Genomic DNA, 13523 nt, shown 5'->3' with positions numbered 1-13523 from the left:
GAAAGGGTCTTTTACCCCGTTTCCTCTGCATCCCCCGCCGCATCTCCAAAGTAGGACAGCAGGGAGACGTACATGGCGAAGGCAACGCGCTGCTGGTAGGCCTTCTGGCGAAGTGCGTTGGCTTCCTCAGGGTTGGTGACAAACCCGATTTCCGCTAACACGGCCGGCCCCGGAATGCGCTTCAACAGGTAGAGGGTCGAGGCGTCATCCACGGCGCGGTGCGTGGGCAGCAGGGTATCGCGAAACGCCGCTTGCATGACCTCCGCGAGCGCCTTGCCTTCTTCGTTGTCATGCTGGTAAATCACGTGGGCGCCGCGCCACGCCGGGGACGGCGCGCCGTTGCAATGGATGCTGATGAAGGCGTCGGGGTGTTTCGACTTCGCAAAGCGGGTGCGGGCCCGCAAGGAAGCCTGCTGTCGGCGGCCAACGTCGCTCGGAAGGGTCAGGTCTGTATCGTGATCGCGCGTCAAATACACCTGTGCCCCGGCTTGACGCAATAGATCGGCCAGTTGGAGGGCGACCCCCAGCGTGATGGTCTTTTCCTGAATCAGGCCGCCCGCGCTTTGTGCACCGCCGTCCCGCCCGCCGTGGCCGGCGTCAATCACAATTCGTTTTCCTGTCAATCCCGGTTCAGCTGCGTGTGCCGTCGGCACACCGGTGAACCCCACCGCAAGGGTGGTCAGCAGCGTGAGGAGCGCTGTCAGCCCTCGTCTGCGCCACCGGATCTGCATGGATTTCATCCAGGTCAACACCTCTGATGTCTGTCATCTGTTGGTACAGGTCGTCCACTTACAGTCTACGCAAAACGCAAACAAGAGATGCCTCACGGCACCTCTTGTCAATTGTTGCTATCCAATGGATTGCTGCTGTCCAATGTGCTGAAGGATTACCGCTTGGAGAACTGGGGCGCGCGGCGTGCAGCCTTGAGTCCGTACTTCTTCCGTTCCTTCATGCGTGCATCGCGCGTCAACAACCCAGCCTTCTTTAACGTTGGACGCAGGTTTGGATCGACCCGCAGGAGCGCGCGCGCGATTCCGTGACGCACAGCGCCAGCCTGACCTGAAATGCCTCCGCCGTACACGTTCGCATAGACGTCATAGCGGCTGGCCGTATCTGTCAGCAACAAGGGTTGCTTTACGATGAGCTTCAGGGTCTCCAAGGTAAAGTAGTCCCCAAGTTCGCGGTTGTTGATCACAATCTTGCCATCGCCAGGCAGCAGTCGAACGCGCGCCACAGAGTGCTTGCGTCGTCCTGTGCCCCAATACTGAAGTTGCGCCAAGGCGACCATCCCTCCTTCTTTAGTGAGTCGAAACTTCGAGCGGAATCGGTTGCTGCGCCGCATGTGGGTGCTCCGGCCCCGCATACAGCTTCAGCTTTGTCAACTGCTTCGCCCCCAGCGAGTTGTGGGGCAGCATGCCCTTGACAGCACTGTACAAAATCCGCTCCGGATGCTTCTGCAGCAGGTCCCTCGCGGTCACTTCCTTCAAGCCGCCAGGATAACCTGAGTGCCGACGGTAGACTTTCGTGTCCATCTTGTTGCCGGCGAACACGACTTTATCCACATTGACCACCACGACAAAGTCGCCGGTGTCCACATGCGGCGTGAATTCAGGTTTATGTTTTCCGCGCAGAATGGCCGCGATTTGCGTCGCCAGTCGTCCGACGCGCTGGTTCTCGGCATCGATGACATACCATTTGCGTTCAACCGCGTTCGGCTTTGCCATATACGTCGTTCGCATGGTCATCTTCCCTCCTACAACTGATTTAGTGTATCGCATGGTTGCGTTCCAGGTCAAGATTTCGCCCGGGCGTTCGAATCGAATCGCACCGCATCGTCCCCGTAGTCGACCTGCCACAGGCACAGCCCTTTCGCAGGCGCGGTCTGTCCGGCCAGCCGGCGGTCTCGTCCTGCCAAAATCTTTGGCATCGCAGAAGGGTCCAGCTTTCCAAGACCTACATCGATGAGCGTACCGACGATGATTCGAACCATGTTCTGCAAAAATCCACTGCCTGTGCAGTAGATATCTAAATAAGTGCCGCGTTCCTCGAACTCGATCGCATAGACCGTTCGCACCTTGTTCTCGACGGGTGTGGCCGCCGCGCAGAAGCTGGTGAAGTCGTGTTCTCCGACCAGACTTCCGGCGGCCGCTCGCATCTCCGCAAGGCGCAAAGCGCGCGGCATGTGCCACGCATATCGATTCGTAAAGACATCCTCCACATCGGCTCGCTGAACCGTGTACCGATACGTTTTCCGTATGGCTGAAAACCGGGCGTGAAAGGCTTCATCCACGACCTCGGCTTTCTGGACCACAATGTCAGGCGGCAGAATCCGACGGAAAACGTACGGGTAACGGTCCGGCGACGGTCCTACATCCTGGGTCCAGTGAACCACCTGGGCCCGCGCGTGCACCCCCGCGTCCGTTCGACCCGAGCCAAACACCTCAACCGGCTTCCCCATCAGCTGTTCCAGCGTTTGTTCCAAGGTCCCCTGAACCGTCCGCAAGCCCGGTTGACGCGCGAAACCGTGAAACTCGGTCCCATCATACGCGACTGTTGCCCGGATCTTCGGCATCCCGTCACCGCCTTCAGATCACGATTGCACCTCGCGTCCGTGAGGTCTCACCGCTGCCCACATGCAAGCGTCCTTGAAAGCTGCCCTTCCGACTCGCGCCCGCGGCACAGACAAAGCACAATCCTTACACCAGCTCGATGATCACCATCGGTGCCGCATCCCCGCGGCGCGGTCCCAGCTTCAGGATGCGCGTATATCCGCCATTGCGGTCTGCAAAGCGCGGCGCGATTTCCGTGAACAGCTTTTGGATCACATCCAGATCGGAATCATCCGAAACGGGTTCTGGCCGCACGAATGCAGCCACCTGACGACGAGCGTGCAAATCGCCGCGCTTCGCCAGCGTGATCATTTTATCAGCCGTCTTCCGAATTTCCTTCGCCTTGGCTTCGGTCGTTTCAATGCGACCGTATTGAAAGAGATCCGTTACGAGGCTCCGAAACAGGGCCTTACGCGCCCCGGTGGTCCGTCCCAACTTGCGGTATGACACGCCATTCCCCTCCTTTGTGTTCGACCTGCAGCCGAGTCGCTCAGTCGTCTTCGCGCAGCGACAATCCCAGCGATGTCAACTTCTCCAGGACTTCTTCCAGCGACTTGCGGCCGAGATTGCGTACCTTCATCATCTCGTCTTCCGTCTTCGCACACAGTTCCGCGACCGTATTGATGCCCGCACGTTTCAGACAGTTGTAGGAACGCACCGACAAATCCAGTTCCTCAATCGGCATGTCGAGCGCGCGGTCGGACATGGACTCTTCCTTCTCGACCATGATGTCCGCATCCTTGCCGCGGTCGGTGAGGCCGACGAACAAAAGCAAGTGCTCGGTGAGGATTTTGCCTCCGAGACTCACCGCTTCTTCTGCCGCGATACTGCCGTCTGTCCAAACCTCGAGGGTGAGTTTATCGTAGTCGGTTACTTGTCCGACGCGGGTGTTTTCAACCGAATAGTTGACCCGCGTAATTGGAGAGTAGATGGAGTCAATCGGAATCAACCCAATCTCCTGCTCCTCCTGCTTGTTGCGGTCGGCGGATACGTAACCGCGTCCACGTCCCGCGCGGAGTTCGGCATAGAAGTGCGCGCCTTCCGTCAGCGTCGCGATGTGCAGGTCGGTGTTGACGATGTCGACGTCCGAGTCTGCACGAATGTCCGCTGCCGTCACGTCGCCCGGTTGATCCGCGTCGATGACAAGCACTTTCTCCTCATCGGAGTGAATCTTCAACGAGAGCCGCTTCAGGTTGAGGATGATCTGTGTCGTGTCCTCCACGACACCCGGAATCGTCGAGAATTCGTGCAGAACCCCTTCGATCTTCACAGACCGGACAGCCGCGCCTGGAATCGAAGACAGCAGGATTCTGCGGAGGGAATTCCCCAACGTCGTGCCATAGCCTCGTTCGAGCGGCTCTACTACGAATTTCCCGTACGTTCCGGTGTGCTCCACAACCTCAATTTTCGGCTTCTCTATTTCGATCATCCATAACCCTCCTCCTCGACCTTGGCCCGGCCTGAAACGGACAGCGATGACGATTACCGCGAGTAGTGCTCGATAATCATCTGTTCCGCAACAGGCGTATCAATTTCATCACGTTCGGGCAGGCGAGTCACCTTCCCACTGAAATTCGCCAAATCAAGCTCCAGCCACGGAGCGATGGTCTTGGATTCTGCTGCTTCCAGCAATTCCTTGATACGTCCTGCCTGACGGCTCTTCTCGCGGATCTGGATGACGTCGCCAACCTTCGTCAAATAGGAAGGAATGTCGACCCGGTGTCCGTTGACGTCGAAATGACCGTGGCGAACGAGTTGACGGGCTTCCTTGCGAGATGCAGCAAACCCGAGACGGTAGACGACGTTGTCCAGCCGGCTCTCCAAAATGCGGAGCAGGTTGTCACCTGTAATACCCTGCCGGCGAGCCGCCTCATCATAGTAGCTCTCAAACTGCTTCTCCAAAACACCATAGTAACGGCGTGCTTTCTGCTTCTCCCGCAGCTGCAACCCGTATTCAGAGTTGCGCCGGCGTCCTTGTCCGTGCTGTCCGGGCGGCGTCGGTCGACGGTCGATTGCGCACTTCTCACTGAAGCAGCGCTCGCCCTTGAGGTACAGCTTGACCCCTTCCCGGCGGCACAGACGGCATACTGGTCCGGTATATCTTGCCATCCTAGTGTTGACACCTCCATTTTGATCTATACCCTGCAGGACTAGAATCCATCTGTCCTGCACATACTAGTCTGTTTTGCTGTGAAACGCGATTAGACACGGCGGCGCTTCGGCGGCCGGCAGCCGTTGTGCGGAATCGGCGTGACATCGCGGATGCCGCTGACTTCCAAGCCAGCAGCCTGCAGCGAACGAATCGCCGCTTCGCGGCCGGCACCCGGACCCTTCACATTGACTTCCACCGACTTCATGCCGTGCTCCATCGCCGTGCGAGCTGCGGTCTCCGCGGCCATTTGCGCTGCAAACGGCGTGCTCTTCCTGGAACCTTTGAAGCCGACGTTGCCGGCGCTGGACCAGGAAACTACATTCCCGGCGGTGTCCGTGATGCTCACGATGGTGTTGTTGAACGTCGAGCGAATGTGCGCGACGCCAAATTCGATATTTTTACGGTCACGCCGCTTCGTGCGAACTGCGGCCGTCCCCTTGCGCTGTGCTTTCGGCATGCGGATCCTCCTTACCTAGGCTTACTTCTTCTTCCCAGCGACGGTCCGACGAGGACCCTTGCGCGTGCGTGCGTTGGTCTTCGTGCGCTGTCCCCGAACCGGGAGCCCACGGCGATGCCGGTACCCACGATACGATCCGATTTCAACCAAACGCTTGATATTTAACGCGATCTCGCGACGGAGGTCGCCCTCTACCTTCAGGGTCTTGTCGATCACGTCGCGAAGCTGAATCACTTGTTCTTCCGTCAAGTCTTTGACGCGGATATTCGGGTCAATGCCCGCCTGCTTCAGCACCTTGTTGGACGTGGTACGCCCAATGCCGAAAATGTAGGTCAGACCAATTTCAACCCGCTTATCACGCGGCAAGTCTACGCCTGCGATACGAGCCATGCGCCTGCTCCACCTCCATAAGGATATTCATCTATTCAAACACGGTCGCAGACCCCTCTGGTCGTGACGAACACAGAGACTTCCTGCGCAGTCAGCATCTGAGGGCAGCCGCGCTGCAAACCGCGGTTGATTCAAGTGTGACTTCGATGCCAACGCTGCACACCCGGTGTGCGCGTCTATCAACCTTGGCGCTGCTTGTGTTTCGGGTTTTCGCAGATGATCATGACGGTACCTTTGCGCCGAATCACCTTGCATTTTTCGCACATCGGTTTGACAGATGGCCGAACCTTCATTTCACACCCTCCTCATTCCGGTATCATAACAAGTTGTGAGACTGAGAGCCAGTATCATTTACTTGTACCGGTAGGTAATTCTACCACGGCTCAGGTCATATGGGGACAATTCCACAGTGACACGGTCGCCGGGAAGGATTTTGATGTAATGCATCCGAATCTTCCCAGACACGTGCGCCAGGATTTTGTGCCCATTTTCAAGCTCCACCCTGAACATCGCGTTCGGGAGAGGCTCAATGACTTTGCCTTCCACTTCAATGACGTCATCCTTCGCCACGCTGTACTCCCTCCTCATCGCAGACTTCATCATGTTGTACTCGACTGGCCAAAAACCGCCGCAAAGCATACCGCAGGTTCGCATTCGTGATTTTCTCGCCGTTTCGCAGCGCATGTGCGATGTCGCCGTCCACATAAGGCATGGGACGAACATGAAGCACATTCTTGATCTTCACTTTATCGACCTTTCGCTTGTCGCCATCTGCGATCTGAACGAACCGGTCCGGAACGTGGCCGATGACAACGGCAAACAATCCTCGATCGCGGCCGCGCATGACTTCGACGACTTGCCCAAGCTCAGGCAGCTTCGGTGTCTTCATACCCCGAAGTCACCTCTGTCCGGACTGCATTTCAGCCAGTACATGATGGATGTCCGCGTACACCGCGTCAATCGACTGCTCGCCATCCACCTGACGCAGAAGATTTCTCGCTCGATAATAATCGACCAGCGGTGCAGTCTGTGAGTAAACCTGCAAGCGTGTCGCCACAGCCTCTTCGGTATCGTCCGGCCGTTGATACAACTCGCCGCCGCAGCGATCGCAGCGCCCTTCCACGTTCGGAGGCTGATACACCAGATGATAGGTCGCTCCACACGACTTGCAGACTCGGCGCCCAGTGAGCCTCGCCAGTAAAACCTCCTGCGGCACGTGGATGTAAAGCACGCAATCGAGGGGTTTGTGCAAGGACTTCAGCGTGTCGTCCAGCGCCTCTGCTTGTGGAAGTGTCCGCGGAAAGCCGTCCAACACAAAACCGTTTGCCGTATCCGGTTCCTGCAGGCGTTCGCGGACGATGCCAATGGTCAGTTCATCGGGAACCAATCGACCGCTGTCGAGGTACTTTTGCGCTTCCCGTCCCAGCGGCGTCTGTGCCGCAATCGCGGCCCGAAACATATCCCCGGTCGAAATATGCGGAATCCCATACGCTTCACTGAGCCGCGCTGCCTGCGTACCTTTCCCTGCGCCTGGCAAACCAAGCATCATGAGCTGCATCCCAGGTCCCCCTTCGAACCGCCAACTGTCATCGGATGAATCCCCGATAGTGACGCTGTAACAGCTGGCCTTCCATCTGCTGCATCGTCTGCAGCGCTACACCCACAATGATCAACAGCGACGTTCCGCCAAAATACACGTCCGTCAGGTTCATGCCGGACAGCAGAATAAACGGCAAGACCGAGATGACACCAAGGAAGATGGAGCCAAACACCGTGATCCGGTTGACGACCTTAATAATGTAGGTCTCCGTGTCCTGGCCTGGCCGTACACCCGGAATGTACCCGGCATGCTTCTGCAGCTGTTCGGCCATTTGCGCCGGGTTCAACTGCACATGGGTGTAGAAGAACGTAAACAGGATGATGAGCACGACCTCCGCCCCGATGAACCACGGTGAGTTCGGGTACAGATAGCGCTCAATCGCCTGTGCCCACGTGTGCTGTGTAAAGTAAGACGCAATCGTCGACGGCAAAATCAGCAGCGACGTTGCAAAGATGACTGGAATCACGCCCGCCGCGTTGACCTTCAGCGGAATGTGCGTTTGCTGGCCGCTGTAGACCGTGCGCCCAACCACCCGTTTCGCATACTGCACCGGGATCTTGCGTTCAGCCTGCTGCACATACACAATCAAGCCGAAAATCACGACAATGCCAGCGAGCAGCAACAGGACTTTCAGGATGTTCAGGAACAAATCCGTCGGATGGGCGTAGAACCAGTTCTGGTAAATTTCCTGCCCCATTTGGCCAAACCGCGAGATGATGTTCACGAAAATGATAATGGAGATGCCGTTGCCGACACCCTTTTCCGTAATCATCTCGCCGAACCACATGAGCAGCGTATCGCCCGCGGTCAGCGCAAGCACAATGACGACGTAGGACCACCACGTATTCGAATACAGGTAGCCGCTGCGCGCAAATTCATACGTCAACCCGGCTGCCTGGAGCAAGCCAAGTCCGACCGTCAGGTACCGGGTCAACTGCGTGATTTTCTGGCGGCCCGATTCCCCTTCCTTCTGCCACTCCTCCAGCCGCGGGATGACACCGTACTGGAGAAGCTGCATGATGATGGACGCCGTAATATACGGCGTAACGCTCATCGCGAAAATGGAGAATCGGTAAAACGCGCCCCCCGAGAACATGTTCATCAGGTTAAAAAACGCGTTGTTTTGCGAATTGGAGAGCGCGGCTGTGTTCATTCCGGGAACCGGAAAGTACGTGCCAATGCGATAAAACGCAATGACCATCAGTGTGAACAAAATCCGCGTCCGCAAGTGCTTGAGCCGCCATAAATTGGCGAAGGTCTGCCACACCTTATATCACCTCTGCGGTGCCACCTGCCGCCTCGATCTTTTGCTTCGCGCTCTCGGAGAACGCCTGCGCGCGAACGGTCAACTTCACATTCAAGTCGCCCCGTCCGAGCACCTTGATGCCGTCCTGGAGGGAGCGAACAATCCGCTGTTCAAGCAAAAATTCTGGCGTCACAACGGTGCCTTCCGGCAACTCGTTCAAACGTTCCAGATTGACTGTCGCGTAGTTCTTTGCAAACCGAGCATTCGTAAAGCCGCGCTTCGGAAGCCGGCGGAACAATGGCGTCTGCCCGCCTTCAAACCCTGGGCGCACGCCGCCGCCTGAGCGAGCCCACTGGCCCTTGTGACCCCGCGTGGACGTCTTGCCCATGCCGGAGCTAGTGCCGCGCCCCACACGCTTTCTCTCGCGGCGAGCACCGTCGTTTGGTCGGAGTTCATGCAACTGCACAACTGACACCTCCCTCATTCATTAGGCTTCTTCTACGGTTTTCACTTCAACCAGGTGCGAGATGCGCTGCACCATCCCGCGAATGGTCGGCGTGTCTTCTTTCACCACGGTCTGCTGCAGTTTGCGCAGACCCAATGCGAACGCAGTCTTGCGCTGGTTCTCGGGACGGCCAATCGGGCTCTTCTTCAGCGTAATCGCCAATTTACTCGCCACTGTACACCCTCCTATCCGAGAATCTCTTCGACGCTCTTACCGCGCAAGCGCGCGACTTCCTCTGCGCGTTTCAGACGCTTCAACGCATCCAGCGTGGCATGAACCATGTTAATCGGGTTCGCGGAACCCAGTGACTTCGTCACGATATCCTTAATCCCCGCCAGCTCGAGCACGGCGCGAACCGGCCCGCCTGCAATCACACCGCTGCCTTCCGGAGCCGGCTTAATCAACACGCGGCCTGCGCCAAAGTGACCCAAGGCTTCGTGCGGGATGGAGGTGTGCTTCATCGGCACGTGGATGAGATTCTTTTTGGCGTCTTCAATGCCCTTGCGGATCGCGTCCGGCACTTCCGCCGCCTTTCCCAGTCCGGCGCCCACATAGCCATTGCCATCGCCTACGACAACCAGCGCGGAGAAGGAGAAACGACGACCGCCCTTCACGACCTTCGCGACGCGGTTCACCGAAACAACTTTTTCAGAAAGGTCCAATTGACTCGGATCGATCAGCACTGACTCACCCTCTTTCGTTAGAATTGCAGCCCGTTTTCACGCGCAGCTTCTGCCAGCGCCTGCACCCGTCCGTGATACAGGTAGCCGCCGCGGTCGAACACAACCGATGTGACACCCTTGGCAATGGCCCGCTTGGCGACCAATGCGCCGACTTTACGCGCTGCCTCCACGGTTCCGCCGTTCTTCAGTTCTTCAGCCAGTTCTTTGTCAAGCGAAGATGCGCTGACGAGCGTCGTACCGTTCACATCGTTGATGACCTGTGCATAGATGTTCTTGTTCGATCGGTATACGTTCAAACGCGGCCGCGCCTCGGTGCCGGAAATCCGTTTCCGCACGCGCAGGTGGCGGTGTTTCCGCGCCCGGTTGCGATCATCCTTCGTGATCATGCCTCTCGCTCCTTTCCGACAACGTGCGAACTACTTGCGTTCACACGCGGCATCGATTACTTCTTACCGGTCTTACCAACCTTGCGGCGCACCGCTTCATTCTCGTAGCGAATTCCTTTACCCTTGTAAGGTTCAGGTCTGCGGATGTCACGGACTTTTGCCGCATAAATTCCGACGAGCTCCTTGTCAATGCCCCGCACGACCAGTTTCGTCGCAGCAGGCACTTCGACCTCAATTCCGTCCACAGCCGGCAATTCTACCGGATGGGAGAAACCGAGCGACAACGTGACCTTCGAACCGCTCTTGGCGGCACGATAGCCGACGCCGACCAGTTCCAGGTTTTTCGCGAATCCGTTCGTGACGCCCTCCACCATGTTGGCTACGACACTGCGCGTCGTGCCATGCAGGCTTCGGTGCAACTTGCTGTCACTAGGACGTTCCACCACAAGTTCATTGTCATTGATGACGAGCTTCATGTCCGGGTGCAGGGTTCGCTGCAAGGTGCCTTTCGGCCCCTTCACCGTCACTGCATTGCCATTGACCTGAACCTCGACACCGGATGGGATAGCAATCGGCTTTCTACCGATACGAGACATTGTTCCACCTCCGTCCGCGTCCAGCGTTTACCAAATGTAGCAGAGAACCTCTCCACCAATCTTCTCTTTGCGAGCCTCTTTGTCCGTCATAATCCCCTTGGACGTCGAGATGATCGCGGTGCCAAGTCCACCCAGTACGCGCGGCAGGTTGTCATGTGACGCGTAAACCCGCAACCCAGGCTTGCTGATGCGCTTGAGCCCGGTGATGACACGCTCCTGGTTCTTCCCGTACTTCATGAACACGCGAATCACACCCTGCTTGTCATCGGCGATGAACTCAGCGTCACGAATGTACCCTTCGCGTTTCAGGATTTCAGCAATGGAACGTTTGATATTTGATCCCGGAATCTCGACCTTTTCATGGCCAACCAAGTTGGCATTGCGGATTCGGGTGAGCATGTCTGCAATCGGATCAGTCATGACCATTGAATCGGAACCTCCTTCCGTACGAGCGGATCTTACCAGCTCGCCTTCTTCACGCCCGGCAATTGGCCCTTATAGGCCAGTTCGCGAAAACAAATGCGGCAGATACCGAACTTGCGCAGCACCGAATGCGGGCGACCACAGATGCGGCAGCGCGTATAGGCTTGTGTGCTGAACTTCGGTTTCCGCTGGGCTTTCGCGATCATGGATTTTTTCGCCATGCCTGTCTGCCTCCCACGGATTCAAATTTTCCCCGAATCAAGCCTGGCGGAACGGCATGCCAAGCGCCGACAACAGCGCCCGTGCTTCCTCGTCAGACCGCGCCGTGGTCACCACGACGACTTCCATGCCACGCACCTTGTCTACCTTGTCGTAGTCGATTTCCGGAAAAATCAACTGTTCGCGCAGGCCCAAGGTGTAGTTGCCACGTCCGTCGAACGCGCGAGGCGAAACCCCGCGGAAGTCACGAACGCGCGGCAGCGCGACATTCATCAGCTTATCCAGGAAGTGATACATCCGCTCGCCGCGAAGTGTCACTTTTACACCAATCGGCATTCCCTGGCGCACGCGGAATTGTGCAATCGACTTCTTCGCGCGCGTGACAACAGGCTTTTGACCTGCAATCAACGTCAGGTCTTCCAACGCGGAGTCAATGACCTTTGGATTCTGCGTGGCCTCGCCGAGCCCCATGTTAATGACAACTTTCTCGATTCGCGGAACCTGCATCACGGATTTATATTGAAACTTGTTCATGAGCTCTTTCGCGACGGTTCCTTCGTACAATTCACGTAAGCGGGACACCGAGAATCCCTCCTTTCACCTGGCTACTCGTCAATCACTTCGCCAGACTTTTTGGCATACCGTACTTTCTTTCCATCTTCCAAAACCTTGTATCCAATCCGTGTCGGCGCTCCCGTCTTCGGATCAACCAGTTGCACATTGGACACATGCACAGGCGCCTCTTTCTCGATAATGCCGCCCTCCTGGTAAGCCATGCTCGGCTTGGTGTGACGTTTCACGATGTTCACACCTTCTACCAGCACACGCTGCTCCTTCGGATAGACAGCCAGCACCCGGCCCGTCTTCGTCTTGTCTTTTCCTGCGATCACGACGACCTTGTCGCCCTTTTTCACATGAAGTTTCGGCACGTTCCGCACCTCCTTGACCCCATGGCTTACAGAACTTCAGGCGCCAGGGAGATAATTTTCATGAACTCACGGTCGCGCAGCTCGCGCGCAACGGGTCCAAAAATACGCGTCCCTCGCGGGCTCTTGTCTTCGCGGATAATCACCGCAGCATTTTCATCAAAGCGGATGTACGACCCATCGGTACGACGAACCCCGCGCTTCGTACGCACAATGACCGCCTTCACAACGTCGCCCTTCTTGACAACGCCGCCGGGTGTTGCACTCTTCACAGAAGCGACAATGACATCGCCAATGTTTGCTGTCTTGCGGTTCGAGCCGCCCAGCACGCGGAAGCACATAATCTCCTTCGCGCCCGTGTTGTCAGCCACCACAAGTCTCGTTTGCGGTTGAATCATCGCCCTGCCTCCTTTCGTACGGTCGTGATTAAATCACAACAGCTTTCTCAACGATTTCCACCAGCCGCCAGCGCTTCTCCTTGCTGAGCGGACGGGTCTCCATGATGCGAACCGTATCGCCCATCTTGGCTTCGTTGTTTTCGTCGTGCGCCTTGAACTTGGTTGTCCGGCGCATGGTCTTTCCATACAACGGATGCTTCACGTACTCCTCAACAGCCACCACGATGGTTTTATCCATCTTGTCGCTGACCACTTTACCGACCCGGACCTTCCGATAGTTACGCTCCATTCATTGAACCTCCCTTCGGTTTAGCCGATGCCCAGTTCGCGCTGTCTCAAAATCGTCTTCGCCCGGGCAATGTCCTTCCGAACCTGGCCAATTCGCATCGGATTCTCAAGCTGACCCGTCGCGAGTTGGAACCGGAGGTTGAACAGTTCGTCCTTCAGCTGGTCGATGCGGCCTTCGATTTCCTCGTTGGACAACTCACGAAGTTCGTTAGCTTTCATCAGCCTCACCACCCACTTCGTCACGGACTACAAACTTCGTCTTGATCGGAAGTTTGTGTGCGGCCAAGCGCATTGCCTCGCGCGCAATTTCCTCATTTACGCCGGCCAATTCAAACAAGATACGGCCCGGCTTGACAACTGCAACCCACTTCTCCGGAGAACCTTTACCGCTTCCCATACGGGTCTCAGCCGGTTTCTGAGTCACAGGCTTGCTCGGAAAAATCTTAATCCACACTTTACCGCCGCGGCGGATGTAACGCGTCATCGCGATACGGGCCGCTTCAATCTGACGGTTGGTCACCCAAGCTGGCTCCAGAGCTTGCAGTCCGTACTCGCCGAAGGTGACCTCGTTGCCGCCTTTGGACTGCCCTGTCATCCGGCCGCGGTGTTCCTTGCGGTGTTTGACACGCTTTGGCATCAACATGG

27 protein-coding genes are annotated in these 13523 nt (G+C 57.0%); all 27 read right to left on the bottom strand.

The features are described from left to right. Positions 1–11: 11 nt before the first annotated feature. The 27 genes from JI721_RS07905 to rplP all read right to left on the bottom strand — a co-directional run bounded on the left by JI721_RS07905 (position 12) and on the right by rplP (position 13521). A complete protein-coding gene (locus JI721_RS07905) occupies positions 12–740 on the bottom strand; it encodes an N-acetylmuramoyl-L-alanine amidase family protein (protein WP_274457475.1) in 729 nt (242 codons plus the stop codon). Positions 741–886: 146 nt separating this feature from the next. Continuing rightward, entirely contained in the window at positions 887–1279 is a 393-nt protein-coding gene (rpsI, locus tag JI721_RS07900; protein WP_274457474.1) for a 30S ribosomal protein S9, read from the bottom strand. Positions 1280–1298: 19 nt separating this feature from the next. Further along, the gene (rplM, locus tag JI721_RS07895) at positions 1299–1739 is read right to left on the bottom strand and encodes a 50S ribosomal protein L13 (protein WP_274457473.1); all 441 of its coding nucleotides are present in this window, start codon (positions 1737–1739) and stop codon (positions 1299–1301) included. A 53-nt stretch (positions 1740–1792) separates the two neighbouring features. Beyond that, complete coding sequence (truA, locus tag JI721_RS07890) at positions 1793–2572, bottom strand: tRNA pseudouridine(38-40) synthase TruA (RefSeq protein ID WP_274457471.1); 780 nt, start codon at positions 2570–2572, stop codon at positions 1793–1795. 124 nt (positions 2573–2696) lie between these two features. Then, entirely contained in the window at positions 2697–3059 is a 363-nt protein-coding gene (gene rplQ, locus JI721_RS07885) for a 50S ribosomal protein L17 (RefSeq protein ID WP_274457470.1), read from the bottom strand. A gap of 40 nt (positions 3060–3099) precedes the next feature. Next, on the bottom strand, positions 3100–4038 hold the full coding sequence (locus JI721_RS07880; protein ID WP_274457469.1) for a DNA-directed RNA polymerase subunit alpha: 939 nt from the start codon (positions 4036–4038) through the stop codon (positions 3100–3102). Between the two features lie 53 nt (positions 4039–4091). Then, the gene (gene rpsD, locus JI721_RS07875) at positions 4092–4718 is read right to left on the bottom strand and encodes a 30S ribosomal protein S4 (RefSeq protein WP_274457468.1); all 627 of its coding nucleotides are present in this window, start codon (positions 4716–4718) and stop codon (positions 4092–4094) included. A gap of 92 nt (positions 4719–4810) precedes the next feature. Beyond that, positions 4811–5218 carry a 30S ribosomal protein S11 gene (gene rpsK / locus JI721_RS07870; protein WP_274457467.1) on the bottom strand — a complete coding sequence of 136 codons (408 nt, stop codon included), beginning with the start codon at positions 5216–5218 and terminating at the stop codon, positions 4811–4813. A 21-nt stretch (positions 5219–5239) separates the two neighbouring features. Then, positions 5240–5608 carry a 30S ribosomal protein S13 gene (gene rpsM, locus JI721_RS07865; RefSeq protein WP_274457466.1) on the bottom strand — a complete coding sequence of 123 codons (369 nt, stop codon included), beginning with the start codon at positions 5606–5608 and terminating at the stop codon, positions 5240–5242. Positions 5609–5787: 179 nt separating this feature from the next. Then, positions 5788–5901 carry a 50S ribosomal protein L36 gene (rpmJ, locus tag JI721_RS07860; RefSeq protein ID WP_029421856.1) on the bottom strand — a complete coding sequence of 38 codons (114 nt, stop codon included), beginning with the start codon at positions 5899–5901 and terminating at the stop codon, positions 5788–5790. 58 nt (positions 5902–5959) lie between these two features. Then, positions 5960–6178 (bottom strand): translation initiation factor IF-1, encoded by a 219-nt coding sequence (infA, locus tag JI721_RS07855; RefSeq protein WP_021296639.1) that lies wholly within the window; start codon positions 6176–6178, stop codon positions 5960–5962. Continuing rightward, positions 6165–6497, bottom strand: a complete 333-nt coding sequence (locus tag JI721_RS07850) for a KOW domain-containing RNA-binding protein (RefSeq protein ID WP_274457465.1) — start codon at positions 6495–6497, stop codon at positions 6165–6167. Before JI721_RS07850 ends, infA begins: the two co-directional genes overlap by 14 nt. A 9-nt stretch (positions 6498–6506) precedes the next feature. Next, on the bottom strand, positions 6507–7166 hold the full coding sequence (locus tag JI721_RS07845) for an adenylate kinase (RefSeq protein ID WP_274457464.1): 660 nt from the start codon (positions 7164–7166) through the stop codon (positions 6507–6509). A gap of 28 nt (positions 7167–7194) precedes the next feature. Further along, positions 7195–8475 carry a preprotein translocase subunit SecY gene (gene secY / locus JI721_RS07840; RefSeq protein WP_274457463.1) on the bottom strand — a complete coding sequence of 427 codons (1281 nt, stop codon included), beginning with the start codon at positions 8473–8475 and terminating at the stop codon, positions 7195–7197. A 1-nt stretch (position 8476) separates the two neighbouring features. Beyond that, the gene (gene rplO / locus JI721_RS07835) at positions 8477–8920 is read right to left on the bottom strand and encodes a 50S ribosomal protein L15 (protein WP_274457462.1); all 444 of its coding nucleotides are present in this window, start codon (positions 8918–8920) and stop codon (positions 8477–8479) included. Between the two features lie 21 nt (positions 8921–8941). Then, positions 8942–9133 (bottom strand): 50S ribosomal protein L30, encoded by a 192-nt coding sequence (rpmD, locus tag JI721_RS07830; protein WP_274457461.1) that lies wholly within the window; start codon positions 9131–9133, stop codon positions 8942–8944. Positions 9134–9144: 11 nt separating this feature from the next. Beyond that, entirely contained in the window at positions 9145–9642 is a 498-nt protein-coding gene (gene rpsE, locus JI721_RS07825) for a 30S ribosomal protein S5 (RefSeq protein WP_274457460.1), read from the bottom strand. A 17-nt stretch (positions 9643–9659) separates the two neighbouring features. Then, positions 9660–10028, bottom strand: a complete 369-nt coding sequence (rplR, locus tag JI721_RS07820; protein ID WP_274457459.1) for a 50S ribosomal protein L18 — start codon at positions 10026–10028, stop codon at positions 9660–9662. Between the two features lie 56 nt (positions 10029–10084). Next, positions 10085–10624, bottom strand: coding sequence for a 50S ribosomal protein L6 (rplF, locus tag JI721_RS07815; protein WP_274457458.1), 540 nt, complete (start codon positions 10622–10624; stop codon positions 10085–10087). A gap of 27 nt (positions 10625–10651) precedes the next feature. Then, positions 10652–11050 (bottom strand): 30S ribosomal protein S8, encoded by a 399-nt coding sequence (gene rpsH / locus JI721_RS07810; protein WP_274457457.1) that lies wholly within the window; start codon positions 11048–11050, stop codon positions 10652–10654. Positions 11051–11082: 32 nt separating this feature from the next. Beyond that, the gene (locus JI721_RS07805) at positions 11083–11268 is read right to left on the bottom strand and encodes a type Z 30S ribosomal protein S14 (protein ID WP_274457456.1); all 186 of its coding nucleotides are present in this window, start codon (positions 11266–11268) and stop codon (positions 11083–11085) included. A 37-nt stretch (positions 11269–11305) separates the two neighbouring features. Continuing rightward, positions 11306–11848, bottom strand: coding sequence for a 50S ribosomal protein L5 (gene rplE, locus JI721_RS07800; protein WP_307016424.1), 543 nt, complete (start codon positions 11846–11848; stop codon positions 11306–11308). Positions 11849–11871: 23 nt separating this feature from the next. Beyond that, a complete protein-coding gene (gene rplX / locus JI721_RS07795; RefSeq protein ID WP_274457455.1) occupies positions 11872–12195 on the bottom strand; it encodes a 50S ribosomal protein L24 in 324 nt (107 codons plus the stop codon). Between the two features lie 26 nt (positions 12196–12221). Continuing rightward, a complete protein-coding gene (gene rplN / locus JI721_RS07790) occupies positions 12222–12590 on the bottom strand; it encodes a 50S ribosomal protein L14 (RefSeq protein ID WP_274457454.1) in 369 nt (122 codons plus the stop codon). Between the two features lie 28 nt (positions 12591–12618). After that, positions 12619–12879: a 30S ribosomal protein S17 gene (gene rpsQ / locus JI721_RS07785; RefSeq protein ID WP_274457453.1), complete on the bottom strand. Its 261-nt coding sequence runs from the start codon at positions 12877–12879 to the stop codon at positions 12619–12621. Between the two features lie 20 nt (positions 12880–12899). After that, positions 12900–13097, bottom strand: coding sequence for a 50S ribosomal protein L29 (gene rpmC / locus JI721_RS07780; RefSeq protein WP_274457452.1), 198 nt, complete (start codon positions 13095–13097; stop codon positions 12900–12902). Then, complete coding sequence (gene rplP / locus JI721_RS07775; protein WP_274457451.1) at positions 13087–13521, bottom strand: 50S ribosomal protein L16; 435 nt, start codon at positions 13519–13521, stop codon at positions 13087–13089. The genes rpmC and rplP overlap by 11 nt, the downstream gene beginning before the upstream one ends. Between the last annotated feature and the right edge of the window lie 2 nt (positions 13522–13523).

The sequence above is a fragment of the Alicyclobacillus cycloheptanicus genome, assembly GCF_028751525.1.
Taxonomy (GTDB): domain Bacteria; phylum Bacillota; class Bacilli; order Alicyclobacillales; family Alicyclobacillaceae; genus Alicyclobacillus_L; species Alicyclobacillus_L cycloheptanicus.
The sequence above is the reverse complement of the archived record's forward strand: the minus strand, read 5'-3'. Positions and strand labels throughout refer to the sequence as shown.

What these genes read in the sequence shown, in the direction of transcription:
- rplM (WP_274457473.1), bottom strand. Translation starts at nt 1,739, where the DNA reads ATGCGAACGACGTATATGGCAAAGCCGAACGCGGTTGAACGCAAATGG.
- rpsH (WP_274457457.1), bottom strand. Translation starts at nt 11,050, where the DNA reads ATGGTCATGACTGATCCGATTGCAGACATGCTCACCCGAATCCGCAAT.
- JI721_RS07805 (WP_274457456.1), bottom strand. Translation starts at nt 11,268, where the DNA reads ATGGCGAAAAAATCCATGATCGCGAAAGCCCAGCGGAAACCGAAGTTC.
- rplP (WP_274457451.1), bottom strand. Translation starts at nt 13,521, where the DNA reads ATGTTGATGCCAAAGCGTGTCAAACACCGCAAGGAACACCGCGGCCGG.
- JI721_RS07850 (WP_274457465.1), bottom strand. Translation starts at nt 6,497, where the DNA reads ATGAAGACACCGAAGCTGCCTGAGCTTGGGCAAGTCGTCGAAGTCATG.
- rpsD (WP_274457468.1), bottom strand. Translation starts at nt 4,718, where the DNA reads ATGGCAAGATATACCGGACCAGTATGCCGTCTGTGCCGCCGGGAAGGG.
- rpmJ (WP_029421856.1), bottom strand. Translation starts at nt 5,901, where the DNA reads ATGAAGGTTCGGCCATCTGTCAAACCGATGTGCGAAAAATGCAAGGTG.
- truA (WP_274457471.1), bottom strand. Translation starts at nt 2,572, where the DNA reads ATGCCGAAGATCCGGGCAACAGTCGCGTATGATGGGACCGAGTTTCAC.
- rplN (WP_274457454.1), bottom strand. Translation starts at nt 12,590, where the DNA reads ATGATTCAACCGCAAACGAGACTTGTGGTGGCTGACAACACGGGCGCG.
- JI721_RS07880 (WP_274457469.1), bottom strand. Translation starts at nt 4,038, where the DNA reads ATGATCGAAATAGAGAAGCCGAAAATTGAGGTTGTGGAGCACACCGGA.
- rpsK (WP_274457467.1), bottom strand. Translation starts at nt 5,218, where the DNA reads ATGCCGAAAGCACAGCGCAAGGGGACGGCCGCAGTTCGCACGAAGCGG.
- rplR (WP_274457459.1), bottom strand. Translation starts at nt 10,028, where the DNA reads ATGATCACGAAGGATGATCGCAACCGGGCGCGGAAACACCGCCACCTG.
- rpsM (WP_274457466.1), bottom strand. Translation starts at nt 5,608, where the DNA reads ATGGCTCGTATCGCAGGCGTAGACTTGCCGCGTGATAAGCGGGTTGAA.
- JI721_RS07905 (WP_274457475.1), bottom strand. Translation starts at nt 740, where the DNA reads ATGAAATCCATGCAGATCCGGTGGCGCAGACGAGGGCTGACAGCGCTC.
- JI721_RS07845 (WP_274457464.1), bottom strand. Translation starts at nt 7,166, where the DNA reads ATGCAGCTCATGATGCTTGGTTTGCCAGGCGCAGGGAAAGGTACGCAG.
- rpmC (WP_274457452.1), bottom strand. Translation starts at nt 13,097, where the DNA reads ATGAAAGCTAACGAACTTCGTGAGTTGTCCAACGAGGAAATCGAAGGC.
- rplF (WP_274457458.1), bottom strand. Translation starts at nt 10,624, where the DNA reads ATGTCTCGTATCGGTAGAAAGCCGATTGCTATCCCATCCGGTGTCGAG.
- rpsQ (WP_274457453.1), bottom strand. Translation starts at nt 12,879, where the DNA reads ATGGAGCGTAACTATCGGAAGGTCCGGGTCGGTAAAGTGGTCAGCGAC.